10 protein-coding genes and 2 riboswitches are annotated in these 17,155 nt (G+C 60.5%); of the genes, 5 read left to right on the forward strand and 5 right to left on the reverse strand.

Annotation, left to right across the window (positions count from 1 at the left end; all coding sequences use genetic code 11):
* Positions 1-40: 40 nt before the first annotated feature.
* Entirely contained in the window at positions 41-3,889 is a 3,849-nt protein-coding gene (gene cobN, locus ACIOMO_RS04785) for a cobaltochelatase subunit CobN (protein ID WP_401238578.1), read from the reverse strand.
* Positions 3,890-3,892: 3 nt separating this feature from the next.
* Entirely contained in the window at positions 3,893-4,966 is a 1,074-nt protein-coding gene (gene cobW / locus ACIOMO_RS04790) for a cobalamin biosynthesis protein CobW (RefSeq protein ID WP_053120831.1), read from the reverse strand.
* A gap of 99 nt (positions 4,967-5,065) precedes the next feature.
* Positions 5,066-5,278, reverse strand: a riboswitch (cobalamin riboswitch).
* A 999-nt stretch (positions 5,279-6,277) separates the two neighbouring features.
* Positions 6,278-6,498, forward strand: a riboswitch (cobalamin riboswitch).
* 123 nt (positions 6,499-6,621) lie between these two features.
* Between cobW and ACIOMO_RS04795 the strand changes: the two genes are divergently transcribed.
* The 4 genes from ACIOMO_RS04795 to cobM all read left to right on the forward strand — a co-directional run bounded on the left by ACIOMO_RS04795 (position 6,622) and on the right by cobM (position 8,770).
* Positions 6,622-6,819, forward strand: a complete 198-nt coding sequence (locus ACIOMO_RS04795) for a CbtB domain-containing protein (protein WP_053120833.1) — start codon at positions 6,622-6,624, stop codon at positions 6,817-6,819.
* An 11-nt stretch (positions 6,820-6,830) separates the two neighbouring features.
* Positions 6,831-7,532: a CbtA family protein gene (locus ACIOMO_RS04800; protein WP_401238582.1), complete on the forward strand. Its 702-nt coding sequence runs from the start codon at positions 6,831-6,833 to the stop codon at positions 7,530-7,532.
* Entirely contained in the window at positions 7,529-7,942 is a 414-nt protein-coding gene (locus ACIOMO_RS04805; protein WP_053120837.1) for a cobalamin biosynthesis protein, read from the forward strand. Before ACIOMO_RS04800 ends, ACIOMO_RS04805 begins: the two co-directional genes overlap by 4 nt.
* 81 nt (positions 7,943-8,023) lie before the next feature.
* Positions 8,024-8,770 (forward strand): precorrin-4 C(11)-methyltransferase, encoded by a 747-nt coding sequence (gene cobM, locus ACIOMO_RS04810; RefSeq protein ID WP_401238585.1) that lies wholly within the window; start codon positions 8,024-8,026, stop codon positions 8,768-8,770.
* Positions 8,771-8,977: 207 nt separating this feature from the next.
* Here cobM and nfuA read toward each other — a convergent pair whose 3' ends face one another.
* The 3 genes from nfuA to ACIOMO_RS04825 form a co-directional block, all read right to left on the reverse strand.
* Positions 8,978-9,562, reverse strand: coding sequence for a Fe-S biogenesis protein NfuA (gene nfuA, locus ACIOMO_RS04815; RefSeq protein WP_007912592.1), 585 nt, complete (start codon positions 9,560-9,562; stop codon positions 8,978-8,980).
* Between the two features lie 57 nt (positions 9,563-9,619).
* Positions 9,620-10,642: an acyltransferase family protein gene (locus ACIOMO_RS04820; RefSeq protein WP_401238587.1), complete on the reverse strand. Its 1,023-nt coding sequence runs from the start codon at positions 10,640-10,642 to the stop codon at positions 9,620-9,622.
* 209 nt (positions 10,643-10,851) lie between these two features.
* Complete coding sequence (locus ACIOMO_RS04825) at positions 10,852-13,158, reverse strand: fatty acid cis/trans isomerase (RefSeq protein ID WP_401238590.1); 2,307 nt, start codon at positions 13,156-13,158, stop codon at positions 10,852-10,854.
* Positions 13,159-13,314: 156 nt separating this feature from the next.
* On the opposite strand from ACIOMO_RS04825, the gene metH reads away from it, so the two are divergent.
* The gene (gene metH / locus ACIOMO_RS04830; RefSeq protein WP_401238592.1) at positions 13,315-17,025 is read left to right on the forward strand and encodes a methionine synthase; all 3,711 of its coding nucleotides are present in this window, start codon (positions 13,315-13,317) and stop codon (positions 17,023-17,025) included.
* Positions 17,026-17,155: the final 130 nt, after the last annotated feature.

A 17,155-nucleotide genomic window follows, 5' to 3' on the forward strand; every position in this document is an offset into this window, starting at 1 on the left:
ACTGCTATCGCGAGCAGGCTCACTCCTACAAGGAATCGCACTAGATATTTTCTTCTATGTCCAACAACAGATTCTCCAGTGCCTCTTTATAAGCCCCCGGCTCCTGCCACATCCCGCGCTGCTGCGCCTCAATCATCCGCTCAGTCATATCACGCAGCGCATGCGGATTATGCTCGCGGACAAAATCCCGCGTCGCCGGATCGAGCAAATACGCATCCGCCAGCAACGCGTACTGGTGATCTTCGATCAACTGCGTCGTCGCATCAAACGCGAACAGATTGTCGACCGTCGCCGCCATTTCAAACGCGCCTTTGTAGCCGTGACGCTTGACCCCGTCGATCCATTTCGGATTGGCCGCCCGCGAGCGAATCACCCGGTTCAGCTCTTCCTTCAACGTGCGGATTTTCGGCAGATCCGGCTGGCTGTGATCGCCGTGATAACTGGCCGCCGCTTCGCCGCGCAACGTTTCGACGGCGGCGAGCATGCCGCCCTGGAATTGGTAATAGTCGTTGGAATCGAGCAAGTCGTGCTCGCGATTGTCCTGATTCTGCAGCACTGCTTGCACCTGGCTCAGGCGCTGGACGAATTGTTCGCGGGCGGCAGTGCCTTCGTCAGAACCGCCGTAAGCGTAAGCGCCCCAGTTCAGATAAACCTCGGCGAGATCGTCGCGGCTCTGCCACAAACGACCGTCAATGGCGCCCTGCACGCCCGCGCCGTAGGCACCGGGTTTGGCGCCGAAAATCCGCCAACCGGCCTGACGTCTTGCGGTGTCTTCGTCGACGCCCGATTGCAGCAGCGCCTCGCGTTCGGCGCGGACTTTCGCCGCCAATGGGTTGAGGTCGTCCGGCTCATCCAGTGCGGCAACGGCTTGCACGGCGGCGTCGAACAGGCGAATCAGGTTGGCGAAGGCATCGCGGAAGAATCCGGAGACGCGCAGGGTGACGTCGACACGCGGGCGGTCGAGCAGGCTCAGCGGCAGAATCTCGAAATCGTCGACACGCTGACTGCCCGTCGCCCACACCGGGCGCACGCCCATCAGCGCCATGGCCTGAGCGATGTCGTCACCGCCGGTGCGCATGGTCGCGGTGCCCCACACGGAGAGGCCGAGTTGGCGCAAGTGATCGCCATGGTCTTGCAGGTGGCGTTCGAGGATCAGCGTGGCCGACTGAAAACCGATGCGCCACGCGGTCGTGGTGGGCAGGTTGCGTACGTCGACCGAGTAGAAATTGCGCCCGGTGGGCAGGACGTCGAGGCGGCCACGGCTGGGTGCGCCGCTGGGGCCGGCGGGTACGAAGCGGCCGCTGAGGGCGTCGAGCAGGCCGCGCATTTCGGCGGGGCCGCAGGCGTCGAGGCGTGGGGCGACGACGTCGCGCAGATTCTCGATGATTGCGCAGACCTCCGCCCAACGCGGTTCCTGTAGGAGTGAGCCTGCTCGCGATAGCGGTGTGTCAGTAAAATCAATGTTGGCTGACACTCCGCTATCGCGAGCAGGCTCACTCCTACAAGGGATTTGCAGGGAATCGGAGATTAGGGTTGTGGCGTAGAGTTCCAGGCGTTCGCGGGTGTCGCCGGCGGTGCGCCAGGACTCGTCGCTTTGCGATTGCAGTGCTTCGGGACGCGGGCCTGTCCATGGCTCGGCCAACGCACAATCGAGTGGATCGAAACCCAGTTCGAATGCCTTGGCGAGTGCTCGCAATAGGCTCGATTGCGCGCCTTTGCCATCGCCTCGTGGAATACGCAGAAGCGCCAACAACGTATCAATGCGCAAGCGCCCCGTCGGCGACTCGCCAAAGATGTGCAGGCCATCGCGAATCTGCGATTCCTTCAGATCACACAAATACGTGTCCAGACGCGGCAACCAGATCGCCGCATCGGCGTCACTGTCCAGCCCCGCATCAAGCTGCAATTCACGATCAATCTGCGTGTCGCGCACCAGTTGCAGAATGTCGCGCTGCAACTCACGCGCGCGGCGCGGATCGAGCAGTTGCGCCTCGTAATATTCGTCGGCCAACAGTTCCAGATTGCGCAGCGGCCCGTAGGTTTCGGCGCGGGTCAGCGGCGGCATCAGGTGATCGATGATCACCGCTTGCGTGCGCCGCTTGGCTTGGGCGCCCTCGCCCGGATCGTTGACGATAAACGGATAGATATTCGGCAGCGGCCCGAGCAACGCATCCGGCCAGCAGTTTTCCGAGAGGCCGACGCCTTTGCCCGGCAGCCATTCGAGGTTGCCGTGCTTGCCGACGTGGATCACGCTGTGCGCGCCGTAGGTGTTGCGCAGCCAGAAATAGAACGCCAGATAGCCGTGCGGCGGCACCAGATCCGGATCGTGATAGACCGCGCTCGGATCGACCTGATACCCGCGCGCCGGTTGAATGCCGACGAAGGTCAGGCCGAAGCGCAGACCGGCGATCATCATGCGGCCGTCGCGGCACATCGGATCGTTTTGCGGCGATCCCCAACGCGCGACCACCGCAGCGCGATTGGCTTCGGGCAGCGCATTGAACATCGCTAAATAAGCGTCCATCGCCAGGCTTTGCTGGCACGGGCGCAGGTCAATCGTGTCGAGATCGTTGCTGACGCCACCGAGCAATTGCTGGATCAACTCGGTGCCGCTGCCCGGCAACTCTGCCGTGATCGGATAACCCTCGGCCTGCAACGCGCGAAGAATATTCAGCGCCGCTGCCGGGGTGTCGAGGCCAACACCGTTGCCGATGCGCCCATCGCGGGTCGGGTAGTTGGCAAGAATCAACGCGATGCGTTTTTCAGCGTTCGCCACCCGCGCCAGTTCGATCCAGCGCCGCGCCAGTTCAGCGACAAAATCCATGCGCTCAGGTTGCGCGCGGTAGCAGACCACATCGGACTGACTGCGCTCGCTGCGCCACGCCAGATCCTTGAAGCTGATCGGCCGGCTGATGATGCGTCCGTCGAGTTCTGGTAAGGCAATGTGCATCGCCAGATCACGCGGGCCGAGGCCTTGCTCGCTGTCGCGCCAACCGGGCTCGTTGTCCTGCGCGCAGATCGCCTGAATCACCGGAATGTTGCGGCGAAACGGCCGCAGGTGCGGCGCTTCGGGGCTGGACTGGGCGAAACCGGTGGTGTTCAAAATCACCCCCGCCTCGACTTCATCCAGCCAATCCTCGACCACCGCCAAGCAGCCGGGTTCTTTCAAACTGGCCACCGCGATCGGCAGCGGATTCAAACCCGCCGCTTGCAAGCGCTGGCAGAACACATCGATGAACGCGGTGTTCGCCGCTTGCAAATGCGAGCGGTAAAACAGTACTGCCGCGACCGGTTGCTCAGGCAGCCATTCGGCTTGCCAGTCACTCAGTGCAGCGGTGTTTTTAGTCGGGTGGTAAATCGCCGTGCGCGGCAGGGTTTGCGGCTCATCCCATGCGTAATCGCGGGCCAGCCAACGGTTGGCCATGCAACGAAAGAAATCCAGTGCATTGCTTAGGCCGCCCTGACGCAGGAACTGCCAGAGGCGGTCGCGATCCTCGGCATTAACGGTGCTCAAGTCGCTGAGCTCCGGATCAGGCCGGTCATCGCCCGGCACCAGAATCACCTGCACACCGCGTTCGGCCAACTCGACCAGACGCTCGACGCCATACCGCCAATAGGCGATGCCGCCGTGCAGCGAAATCAAAATCACCTTGGCGTGGCGCAGCACTTCATCGACGTACAAATCGACCGAAGCGTGATTCTGCACCTGCATCGGATTGGCCAGCCGCAGGCTCGGATAATCCTCGGGCAACTGCTGCGCCGCTTCGGCGAGCAGCGCCAGACTGGAGTCGCCGCTGCACAGGATCACCAGCTCGGCGGGGGTTTGGCCAAGGTCGGCAATGTTGTCATCCGAGACGAAACCGCCGGGCTGAGTCCTGAGCAGGTGCATGGTTTAAACGCTGAGCGCGGCGCGCAGTTGCGCTTCGAGTTGGGCGGCGTCGAGTTCCTGACCGATCAACACCAGACGCGTGACGCGCGCTTCATCGGCGCCCCACTGACGGTCGAAATGCTTGTCGAAACGCGTGCCCACGCCCTGGATCAGCAAACGCATTGGTTTGTTCGGGATGGCGGCGAAACCTTTGACACGGAGGATGCCGTGCTTGACCACCAGTTGCGTAAGGGCGTCGAGCAGCAGGCTTTCGTCGGCTTGCGGCAGTTCGATGGAGATCGAATCGAAAGCGTCGTGATCGTGGTCATCGTGATCGTCATCGCCTTCACCGTGGTGGTGATCGTGATGGCTGTGGCGGCTGTCGATGTGCTCTTCGGAACTGGCGCCGAGACCGATCAACACGTCGAGCGGCACACGACCGTTGCTGGCTTCGATGATTTTGACGGCGGGCGGCAATTCTTCGGCGACTTCTGCGCGAACGCGAGCGAGGTCTTCCGGGCTGGTCTGGTCGGCCTTGTTGAGGATTACCAGGTCGGCGCTGGCCAGTTGGTCGGCGAACAATTCGTGCAGCGGCGACTCGTGGTCGAGGTTCGGGTCGAGTTTGCGCTGCGCATCGACCTGATCCGGAAACGCGGCGAAGGTGCCGGCAGCCACAGCCGGGCTGTCGACCACGGTGATCACCGCATCAACGGTGCAGGCGCTGCGGATTTCCGGCCACTGGAAGGCTTGCACCAGTGGTTTTGGCAGGGCCAGACCCGAGGTTTCGATGAGGATATGGTCGAGGTCGCCGCGACGGGCGACCAGTTCGCGCATCACCGGAAAGAACTCTTCCTGAACGGTGCAGCACAGGCAGCCGTTAGCCAGTTCGTACACGCGGCCAACCGCTTCTTCTTCGCTGCAACCGATGGTGCATTGCTTGAGGATTTCACCGTCGATGCCCAACTCGCCAAACTCGTTGACGATCACCGCGATGCGACGGCCCTGCGCGTTGTCGAGCATGTGCCGCAGCAGCGTGGTTTTGCCCGAGCCGAGGAAGCCGGTGACGATGGTGACGGGGAGTTTGGCCAGTGTTTTCATCGGTATGCCCTTTGGCAAGCGGCGGGCATACGGGACGAGAACCGGCAACGCGCGTGCGTGCCCGGAGAGTTCGCCACCGGATCACCCCGCCCGGTTGAAATTGAGAATCTGTGACGAGGCAGGTCTCCTGGCTGACGGCGTTCAGGCGCAGGGCCTGGCGTTGGCTGCGCCTTCCCGCTGGCTCATGGGTTGAGCTGGCAGTGGCGTGGCAGCGAACAGCGCCGTTCACAGTTGCGGGGGCAGCCGCGGCATTGACCGCGTTCCCTTCTTAGCTTCGGCGTGGGCCGAAGAACCTCGAATGCGCAAGGCTACGCATCGGGTGGTGACCGGTCAATGGGGTTGGGTTTTGGTTATGTGAGCATATCCGTTGCTGCGGTTGCTGCTACTGGCGGTTTCGCTCTTACAGCGAGTCACCTTTTCCAAACGCCGAAAAGGTAACCGAAAAGGCTTCGCCCCGGCGTACGGCACTTCGCTGAGGCTCAGTGTTCCCTCGCTACGGTGTCCATCCGGGGACATCGCCTACGGTTTGCTTCGCTGCACCTCCTCTCGATGTGTGCGGCTACGCCGCACGGCGCTACGCGCCTGATCCCCGGATGGACACCTACACTCGGCCTGCCGAAGGGGCTTGAGATCAAAAGCCAGATCAAGATCAAAGGCCCCTCACCCTAGCCCTCTCCCGGAGGGAGAGGGGACTTATTGCGTGGACTGGGAGAGATGCGCCGACTTGAGATACCGAGTTGAGCTTGAGCTTGAAAATCTAAATCAAGAGCCCCTCACCTAGCCCTCTTCCGGAGGGAGAGGGGACTGATTGCGTGGATTGGGAGAGGTACGCCGACGTGGAATACCGAGTCGAACACACATTTTGAAAAGCCCAAAAATCGGCTCCCTCTCCCTCGGGAGAGGGCTGGGGTGAGGGGCAGCAACAACACAAATCAAAAGCCGTGCGCCCCCCGCTCCTCACCACTCAATAAGCCGAGTGTCAGCTCGCCTGCTTTTGATCTTGATCTCGGAGCCCGTCGGCAGGCTGAGTGGAGGGATTGATCCGGGGTGGGAGCGCAGCGACCGTTTGGCGCAGCCAAACACAGCGAGAGGAGGTGCAGCGAAGCAAACCGTAGGCGCTGCCCCCCGGATCAATCCCGCAGCGAAGGAACCCGAGCCACAGCGAGGGCCGAACGTCAGGGCACAGACCTTTTGGTTACTTTTGGGGCGTTTGCCAAAAGTGACCCGCCGTAAGGGCGGAACCATAACCAGCCACACCCGCAGCAACGGATCCACCCCAAAAAATTGACTAAAAACCCAACCCCATGCTCTCCTACACAACTTGTTACGGGTGCCCTTCACAGGGTGAAACGGGAAACCGGTGAATCATGTGCTTTACTCAAGCCATGTCAGTCCGGTGCTGCCCCCGCAACGGTAAGCGAGCGAAGCGTCAAAACCACTGTGCCCAAAAGCATGGGAAGGAGACGCTTGCAGGTCGGCCTGACGCCAACCCCTCGTGAGCCCGGAGACCGGCCCTTAACACACAGCGCGCACCTCGTGCGCAGCTGAACATAACAAACCCGCGGTGGGCGGGCGCTGTTCGAACCTCTGCGAGCCCGACCCGCAGGGGTTTTCATGCGCTCAAATCACCCACTGACACTCCAGAGGGAAGCGCCATGTCGATCATCAGCAGCACCGGCAGCAACACGGACAAAATCGCCAGCACCGCCACACTGAGCCAACGCCTGACCGCCGCGATCTTCGCGTCGATCCTCGGTGCCGGCCTGGTCTACTTCGCCGGTTTCTCGCACATCGAAGCGGTACACAACGCCGCCCACGATACCCGCCACAGCGCCGCGTTCCCGTGCCACTGAGACCTGCCGACATGATCAAGCGTATTGCGCAAACCGCAGGTTTTACCGGGCTTCTGGCCGCCCTGCTCCTCACCCTGCTGCAAAGCTTCTGGGTCTCGCCACTGATTCTTCAAGCGGAAACTTTCGAAAAATCCGAACCCGTCGCCGTGCATGAACACGCCGAAGGCGCCATGGCCGGCCATACCCACGATGCCGAAGCCTGGGAGCCGGAGCCCGGCTGGCAGCGCGTGGTTTCGACCACCGGTGGCAATCTGGTCGTCGCCGTCGGTTTCGCCCTGATGCTCGCCGGTCTCTACACCCTCCGTGCGCCCACCAAAACTTCGCAAGGCCTGCTCTGGGGTCTGGCCGGTTACGCCACGTTCGTCCTCGCGCCGACCTTGGGTCTGCCACCAGAACTGCCGGGCACCGCCGCTGCTGATCTGGCTTCGCGACAGATGTGGTGGATCGGCACGGCCGCGTCGACCGCTGTCGGCCTGTCGTTGATCGCGTTCAGCCGTCACTGGCTCATGAAAGTTCTCGGTGTGGCGATCCTCGCCGTGCCGCACGTGATCGGCGCGCCGCAGCCGGAAGTGCATTCGATGCTCGCCCCTGATGCATTGGAAGCGCAGTTCAAAATCGCTTCGCAGCTGACCAACGTAGCGTTCTGGCTGGCCCTGGGCCTGATCAGCGCCTGGTTGTTCCGCCGCAAAAGCGATGGCCAATACCACGCATGACGAATGACAGCGCAGCGCCGACCTTCGTGGTCGGCCTGGGTTGCCAGCGCGGCTGCCCCGTCAGCACGCTGCGCGCGTTACTTGATCAGGCGTTACAGGCGCATCGCATTGAGTTGCAAGCGATCAAGGCCTTGGCCAGCATCGACCTGAAGCGCGACGAGCCCGGTTTGCAAGAGCTCGCCGCGCAACTGGCGCTGCCGCTGCTGTACTTCAGCAGCGAAGAACTGGCCAGTTATCAGGAACGTCTCAGCCACCGTTCCGAGATTGCTTACGAACGCACCGGTTGCTACGGCGTCGCCGAAAGTGCCGCGCTGGCCCTCGCCGAACAGTTGATTCAGGCACCGGCAAAATTGCTGATTTCCCGACAAAAATACGCTCAGGCCACCTTCGCATTGGCCGGCGCTGCGTAAATTCCCGATAATCCCCGCCATTGATCATGAGCAATCTTCATCTGAAGTGTTGGCCATGCCTTTTTTTCACAGGATTTAGCGATGACCGTCTACTTCATCGGCGCCGGCCCCGGCGACCCGGAACTGATCACTGTCAAAGGCCAGCGGCTGATTCGCAGCTGCCCGGTGATCATTTATGCAGGCTCGCTGGTACCGGCGGCAGTGCTGGACGGTCATCAGGCTGAAACAGTGGTCAACAGCGCCGAATTGCATCTGGAACAGATCATCGAACTGATCAAAACCGCGCACGCGAACGGTCAGGATGTGGCGCGGGTGCATTCCGGCGATCCGAGTCTGTATGGCGCGATTGGTGAGCAGATTCGTTATCTGCGCGAGTTGAATATTCCGTTTGAGATCGTTCCCGGCGTGACGGCAACGGCGGCGTGTGCGGCGTTGCTGGGGGCGGAACTGACCCTGCCGGATGTCTCGCAAAGCGTGATTCTGACCCGCTATGCCGATAAAACCGCGATGCCGCTGGGTGAGGAGCTGGGCAGTCTGGCGCAGCACGGTGCGACCATGGCGATTCATCTGGGCGTTAATCATTTGCCGAAGATTCTGCTGGAGTTGCTGCCGCATTACGGCGCGGATTGCCCGATTGCGGTGATTCACCGGGCGACGTGGCCGGATCAGGATTGGGTAGTGGGGACGCTGGCGGACATTGCCGAGAAGGTTGAGGCCAAGGGTTTTCGGCGCACGGCGTTGATTCTGGTGGGTCGGGTGTTGGGGAGTGAGGTGTTTAGCGAGTCATCGTTGTATCGCGCGGGGCATGCACACCTTTACAGGCCCTGAAAGCAAAAGATCGCAGCCTTCTCCAGCTCCTACAGGGAAATACATTCCAATGTAGGAGCTGCCGAAGGCTGCGAACTTTTGATTCTGTGGCTTCAGACAATGCATTCATCACGGGAAAATGCATTGCCTGAATTGGAACTGCTGCGCAGTTCATCGGGGATAAATCCCCTCGCCACAGCGCCGTTTTTCTTGTCCGCAGCGAACACCTTAGTAGTAGGCGTTTTCTTTCTGCGTGTGGTCGGTCACGTCGCGTACGCCTTTCAGCTCCGGAATACGCTCAAGCAAGGTGCGCTCGATGCCTTCCTTCAGGGTCACGTCCGCCTGGCCGCAGCCTTGGCAGCCGCCGCCGAATTGCAGAACGGCGATGCCGTCTTCAACCACATCGATCAGGCTGACCTGACCGCCGTGGCTGGCGAGCCCCGGGTTGATTTCGGTTTGCAGGTAGTAGTTGATGCGCTCGTTGACCGGGCTGTCGGCGTTGACCATCGGCACTTTGGCGTTCGGCGCCTTGATGGTCAGTTGGCCACCCATGCGGTCGGTGGCGTAGTCGACAACGGCGTCATCGAGAAACGCTTCGCTGAAGTGATCGATATACGCGGTGAAGCTTTTCAGCCCCAGCGCGGTGTCTTCAGGTTTTTCTTCGCCCGGCTTGCAGTAGGCAATGCAGGTTTCGGCGTACTGGGTGCCAGGCTGGGTGATGAAGACGCGGATGCCGATGCCCGGGGTGTTCTGCTTGGAAAGCAGATCAGCCAGGTAATCGTGGGCGGCGTCGGTAATGGTAATAGCGGTCATGGAAACTCCTCGCAGGCTTGGGCGCAGTTTACGCCAATCGTTGCGCCGGACAAAGTCCTAGTATTTTTGTCGGGAAAGATTCTCGTCAGGCTCGCCATCGACCCGCGCTTTGAGCCAACGGTAACTGCGTTTTTCCACCCATTCGTAGCTCAACCACGAACCAACGCCGATCGCCAGCGCACAGACGACGAACATCAGATACGGATTGATCCCGTAACGACGCGCGAGAAAACCGCCCGCCGAGAGCACCAGCACGTGCATCAAGTACACCGAATACGAGCAGTCGCCGAGCAGTTTCAGCAACCGGCTGCGCTCGACATAACGCTCCAGCGCCATGCACGACATCACCAGCACCGCGCTCGGCACGCCCCAATTGAGTAGCCGTGGCGCCGGCGCCAAGTGATAAATCGCCAGCAACGCCGCGACAATCCCGGCCAGCGGCAGCCATAAACCGGCGCCGATCCAGCCGCGACGATGGAGCATGCCAATGCCAATCCCCAGCAGAAACTCGTAAACGATGTCCGAGCGATAAAACTCGCTGATCCAGCCAAACCCCGTCCACGCCTGACTCACCGCAAACAGCAGCGCGGCGACCACCAGCAGACGCACTTGCAAGCGAAACAGCAGCGCCCAGGCAAACAGCACGTAGAAGAGCATTTCGTAATTCAGCGTCCAGCCGACGTTGAGCGTCGGGTAGATTCCGTAGCCGCCGGGATTTTCAGTCGGGATGAACAGCAACGACAGTAGAAAATGCCCCCAATCCACGGTTTGATCGGGCAGCAACGGCTGGGCGAACACCACCAATAGCGCCATTAGCGCCGTGTACAGCCAATACGCGGGGACGATGCGAAACAGGCGATAGAGCAGAAACCGCGCGGGGGGCAGCGGCTTATTTCCGGTGGAAAGGAAGATCACCAGACCGCTGATGACAAAGAACACATCGACGCCCACCGCGCCTTTGTCGATGAACCACTGCCCAATCGGCCCGCGCGCTTCGAAGTCGAAGAAAATCTGCATGAAGTGGTGGCAGACCACCGTCCACGCGGCCAGCGCACGCAGGGCTTGCACTGAAATCAACATCACCCGCTCCCGTCCACACCCTCAAATCCACCACTACCCCAACGTCATCCGAACACTTCGATATGGCGCTGAACTCATGTAGGAGCTGCGGAACGCTGCGATCATTTGATTTTGATTTTCAAGATCAAAAGATCGCAGCGTTCCGCAGCTCCTACAGAGGAATTTTGTGGTGTTGCTTATGCGTGGGACAGCGGGCGGGCCTCAAAAGATCAAAGATTCTCGTAGCGGTTCATATCGAGCACGCCCTCTTCCACCGGGTCGGTTTCGTGGATGTAGCGGCTCAGATCATGGAAATAGAACCAGAACTGCGGATGACTGCGGCGAATCCCCCAGCGCTCGACGATTTTCTCGAATTGCGCCTGATCCCTGGCACTGTCCATGGCATCGACAAACGCCGGCACCTGATCAGCCGGGATATTGAAGATGAAATTCGGATAGCTGCTGAGCACACCGGGATAAATGGTCAACGTGTCCAGCCCTGGCTGATAACGCAGCGATTCTCCGGTGAGGAACGCCACGTTGCTGTGCGCGCGGTTGCGCAGCAGGCTGTAAACCTCGCGTTTGCCGCTGGCCGTTTCAATGCGCAGCATGGTCGCTTCCGGCAATTGGTCGATCACCTTCAAACCAGCCGCTGGCCGCGAGGTCAGGCGACTCAGCGCCTGTTCGGCATTTTGCAGTGCCGGGTCGATATTCGGCCGTGAACAGTAAGCATTGTCGCAACGGTTGATCGGGTCAGGCCGCGCATTCAGGTCGCCATAACGCGCCAGCAACTGCATGGCGAAGTCGTATTTCGGATCCTTTTCGTTGAGTTTCAGCGCGGTCGGTGTGTCGTCGTCAATCGACTCGTAATCCAGCCACATCTTGAACTGACCACTGCTCTGGTACCAATCATCGAGGTAGTCCTCGCGCGAATCAGCAGGCATCAGACGCAGGAAATTCTGCTCGGCGCCGTTGCGGATCAGGTCGAAATACAGACGGGTTTGCGCCTGATGGGAGACGTTGCCGAACACGTCGAAGTTGACCGCCAACTGGTAATAGGTGCGTTCCAGCAACGGATAGTCGAACAACCACATGGTTTGCGGCACTTCGCCGATCAGGCCTTTGGTCACCGAAGCACTGTCGAAGTGGCGGAAGATACTCAGCAGCGCGTTGTCGTTGCCGGCCCACAGCGTCGACCAGCTCGGCGCAGGGACTTCGGCATAGCTGTCGCGGCGCAGGGCCTCGTATTCATTCCGTTTGTCGCGGTAGTTGTGCCACAGGGTCAGCACGCTGCCGACGTCGTCGTTCTGCCCCGGCATCGCCAGCAACGGCGTGGCCTGCCCGCGATAGTTCGGGTCGGTGATGTACAGGTCGTGCTCCGGGGCCTGGAACAGCGCCCAGAAGTTGTCGCGGATCACATCCGTCGCGATCTGCCCACGGCACACCGGCCCACGGATAAAGGTGCGGACGAAATACTCAGCGTTATCGAGCATGAACTGATAACGCGCCTGTGCCGGAATCGCTTCGAACGTAGCGAATGGATTGGCACGGCTGTTCGGCCCATAACCGGGCAAGGCGTTGACCTGCCAGTTGCCGCTGTAAAACAGGCTTTTCACCCGCGCCATTTTCGCCGCGCTCAGTGGGTAGGTGATGTGGGTTTTGTGCACGATCACCCCTTGCACCGGCCACAAGCGGTAATACACCTGCGTGCCCGGATCATCGTTGGGGCGGCGGGTGGCGATCAGGTCGATCGGTTGACCCGTCGGCGTGCGCGAACGCACCCACTGGAAGAAATGCCCCGGCTCGCCGTCCTTGAAATAAAGGTGCGCGAGGAACAAATGTTCGTAGAGCCAACGGCCGACCAGGCTTTCGCGGGCGCCGGGAGCGTTGAGGAGGTTTTCCCACTGAACGATTTGCAGGGATTCTTTGGCGCTCGGTGCCAGGCCTTGTTCGTCGATCGGCGCACCGGAGGCGAGCCAACGCTGCAACGTCTGGTATTGCTGATCGGTCAGGCCAGTGACCGCCAGCGGCATGCCCTCTTTCGGGTGAGCACCGGCGTAGCCTTCAAATTCGGCAGGCATTGCGCATTGATTTGCGCGGTTTAACCCCAGAACAATGTCTTCGGGCAACTTGGCGTTAGGCGTCAGCGGCGTCTTGTGCCCCAGCTCGAGCATCCGCGCCATCAGCGCCGCTTGGCTGCCCTGCGCATCGAGTACCGAATAGAAGTCTTTCTGCTGCCAGGCACGTTTGCCGAAGGCGTCGTAAAACAATCGCGTGGTCGGCGCCGCTTTAGTGCGCTCGCCGTCATACACCGGCATTTTGCTCGCGCCACGGGCCGCGCCTTCGCCACTGCCAAGATTGAGCTGGCAGGCGGAGTCGTAGCACGCATGGCAGGCCACGCACTTCTCGGTGAAGATCGGCTGGATGTCGCGGGTGTAGGAAATAGATGGAGAAATGGCAGTAGCAGCCGCTGGCTCTTGCGCCACGGCGCCCCAGCTGAGAAACAGCAACACAAAACCCATGACGCGGTAAGACATGCTGCTGATCCCGATTTTATAAAAAAACGCCGCGATTCTACATTATGAGGCCCGTACCAACATGAGCGATATTCATGCAAAAGCGCCACATGCTCTAAAACCGCACAGGTTTGTTATGATCCCGCTCCTTCGTAATGGTCTTTCCGAGTAGTCCAAATGTCCGATCGCAGCGTCCGCCTTCAAGCTCTCAAGCAAGCTCTCAAAGAGCGCATCCTGATACTCGATGGCGGCATGGGCACGATGATCCAGAGCTATAAGCTCGAAGAGCAGGACTATCGCGGCAAACGCTTCGCCGACTGGCCGAGCGACGTCAAAGGCAACAACGACCTGTTGGTGCTGACCCGCCCTGACGTGATCGGTGGCATCGAAAAAGCCTATCTGGATGCCGGCGCCGACATTCTCGAAACCAACACCTTCAACGCCACCCGCATTTCCATGGCCGACTACGGCATGGAAGAGTTGGCCTACGAGTTAAACGTAGAAGGCGCACGACTGGCGCGCAAGATCGCTGACGCCAAGACTGCCGAAAACCCGGAAAAGCCGCGTTTCGTTGCCGGCGTACTCGGCCCGACCAGCCGCACCTGCTCGCTGTCGCCGGACGTCAACAACCCGGGCTATCGCAACGTCACCTTTGATGAACTGGTGGAAAACTACACCGAAGCCACCAAAGGCCTGATCGAGGGCGGCGCCGACCTGATCCTGATCGAAACCATTTTCGACACCCTCAACGCCAAAGCGGCGATCTTCGCCGTGCAAGGCGTGTTCGAAGAGCTGCACCTAGAACTGCCGATCATGATTTCCGGCACCATCACCGACGCCTCCGGCCGTACCCTGTCGGGCCAGACCACTGAAGCGTTCTGGAACTCGGTGGCGCACGCCAAGCCAATTTCCGTTGGCCTCAACTGTGCGCTCGGCGCCAGTGAATTGCGTCCTTATCTGGAAGAGCTGTCGAACAAGGCCAGCACCCACGTTTCCGCGCACCCGAACGCCGGCCTGCCGAACGAATTCGGCGAGTACGACGAACTGCCGTCGGAAACCGCCAAGGTCATCGAAGAATTCGCCCAGAGCGGTTTCCTCAACATCGTCGGCGGCTGCTGCGGCACCACACCGGGGCACATCGAAGCGATCGCCAAAGCCGTCGCCGGTTACGCACCGCGTCAGATTCCGGACATTCCGAAGGCCTGCCGCCTCTCGGGTCTGGAGCCGTTCACCATCGATCGCAGCTCGCTGTTCGTTAACGTCGGCGAGCGCACCAACATCACTGGCTCGGCGAAATTCGCCCGACTGATCCGTGAAGACAACTACACCGAAGCGCTGGAAGTCGCCCTGCAACAGGTCGAGGCCGGCGCGCAGGTGATCGACATCAACATGGACGAAGGGATGCTCGATTCGAAGAAGGCCATGGTGACCTTCCTCAATCTGATCGCCGGTGAACCGGACATCTCGCGCGTACCGATCATGATCGACTCGTCGAAATGGGAAGTGATCGAAGCCGGTCTGAAGTGCATTCAGGGCAAGGGCATCGTCAACTCGATCAGCATGAAAGAAGGCGTCGAGCAGTTCATCCATCACGCCAAGCTGTGCAAGCGCTACGGCGCCGCCGTTGTGGTGATGGCGTTCGACGAAGCCGGCCAGGCCGACACCGAAGCGCGCAAGAAAGAAATCTGCAAACGCTCCTACGACATTCTGGTCAACGAAGTCGGCTTCCCGCCGGAAGACATCATCTTCGACCCGAACATCTTCGCCGTCGCCACCGGCATCGAAGAGCACAACAACTACGCGGTCGACTTCATCAACGCCTGTGCCTACATCCGCGACGAGCTGCCGTATGCGCTGACCTCGGGCGGTGTGTCCAACGTGTCGTTCTCGTTCCGTGGCAACAACCCGGTGCGCGAGGCGATTCACTCGGTGTTCCTGCTCTACGCGATCCGCGCGGGCCTGACCATGGGCATCGTCAACGCCGGTCAACTGGAGATCTACGACCAGATCCCGCAAGAGCTGCGCGACGCCGTTGAAGACGTGGTGCTCAACCGCACGCCAAACGGCACCGACGCCCTCCTCGCCATCGCCGACAAGTACAAGGGCGACGGCAGCGTCAAGGAAGCCGAGACCGAAGAGTGGCGTAGCTGGGAGGTCAACAAGCGTCTGGAGCATGCGCTGGTCAAAGGCATCACCACGCACATCGTTGAAGACACCGAAGAATCGCGCCAGTCGTTCGCCCGCCCGATCGAAGTGATCGAAGGCCCGCTGATGTCCGGCATGAACATCGTCGGCGACCTGTTCGGCGCCGGCAAAATGTTCCTCCCGCAAGTGGTGAAATCCGCCCGCGTGATGAAGCAGGCCGTGGCTCACTTGATCCCGTTCATCGAACTGGAAAAAGGCGACAAACCGGAAGCCAAGGGCAAGATCCTCATGGCCACCGTGAAGGGCGACGTGCACGACATCGGCAAGAACATCGTCGGTGTGGTGCTCGGTTGCAACGGCTACGACATCGTCGACCTCGGCGTGATGGTGCCGGCAGAGAAGATTCTGCAAGTGGCCAAGGAACAGAAGTGCGACATCATCGGCCTGTCTGGTCTGATCACGCCGTCGCTGGATGAAATGGTGCACGTTGCGCGCGAAATGCAGCGTCAGGATTTCCACCTACCGCTGATGATCGGTGGCGCGACTACCTCCAAAGCGCACACCGCGGTGAAGATCGAGCCGAAGTACAGCAACGATGCCGTGGTTTACGTGACCGACGCTTCCCGCGCGGTCGGCGTGGCGACGCAGTTGCTGTCGAAAGAATTGAAGGCCGGTTTCGTCGAGAAGACCCGTCTGGAATACGTCGATGTGCGTGAGCGTACGGCTAACCGCAGCGCCCGCACCGAGCGTTTGAGCTACGCAGCGGCCGTCGCCAAGAAGCCGCAGTTTGACTGGGCGACTTATCAGCCCGTTAAACCAACCTTCACCGGCAGCAAGGTTCTGGACAACATCGACCTGAAAGTCCTCGCCGAATACATCGACTGGACGCCGTTCTTTATCTCCTGGGATCTGGCCGGCAAATTCCCGCGCATCCTCGAAGACGAAGTGGTCGGTGAAGCCGCGACCTCGCTGTACAAAGACGCGCAGGAAATGCTCGCCAAACTGATCGACGAGAAGTTGATCAGCGCCCGTGCGGTGTTCGGTTTCTGGCCGGCCAATCAGGTGCATGACGACGACATCGAACTGTACGGTGATGACGGCCAGCCATTGGCCAAACTGCATCACTTGCGCCAGCAGATCATCAAGACCGACGGCAAACCAAACTTCTCGCTAGCCGACTTCGTCGCACCGAAAGACAGCGAAGTGACCGACTACGTCGGTGGTTTCATCACCACCGCCGGCATCGGCGCCGAAGAAGTCGCCAAGGCCTATCAGGACGCTGGCGACGACTACAACTCGATCATGGTCAAAGCGCTGGCCGACCGTTTGGCCGAAGCCTGCGCCGAATGGCTGCACCAGCAAGTGCGTAAAGAGCACTGGGGTTATGCCAAGGACGAAACCCTCGACAACGAAGCGCTGATCAAAGAGCAATACAGCGGCATCCGCCCGGCCCCGGGCTACCCGGCCTGCCCGGATCACACCGAGAAAGCCGCGCTGTTTGCCTTGCTCGACCCGGAGGCCGAAGAAATGCGCGCCGGCCGCAGCGGCGTGTTCCTCACCGAGCACTACGCAATGTTCCCGGCGGCAGCCGTCAGCGGCTGGTACTTCGCCCATCCGCAGGCGCAGTACTTCGCGGTGGGCAAGGTCGATAAGGATCAGATCGCCAGCTACACCTCGCGCAAAGGCCAGGAGCTGAGCGTGACCGAGCGTTGGCTGGCACCGAACCTCGGCTACGACAACTGATCCAGCCCTGACGCTACATCCCCTGTGGGAGCGGGCTTGCTCGCGAAAGCGGTCTATCAGCCAACACTTATGTTGAAGCCGATGGCCTCTTCGCGAGCAAGCTCGCTCCCACAGTTCGTTTTGCAGTGTT

It is taken from the genome of Pseudomonas sp. NPDC087804 (assembly GCF_044742965.1).
GTDB classification, from domain to species: Bacteria; Pseudomonadota; Gammaproteobacteria; order Pseudomonadales; family Pseudomonadaceae; genus Aquipseudomonas; species Aquipseudomonas rustica.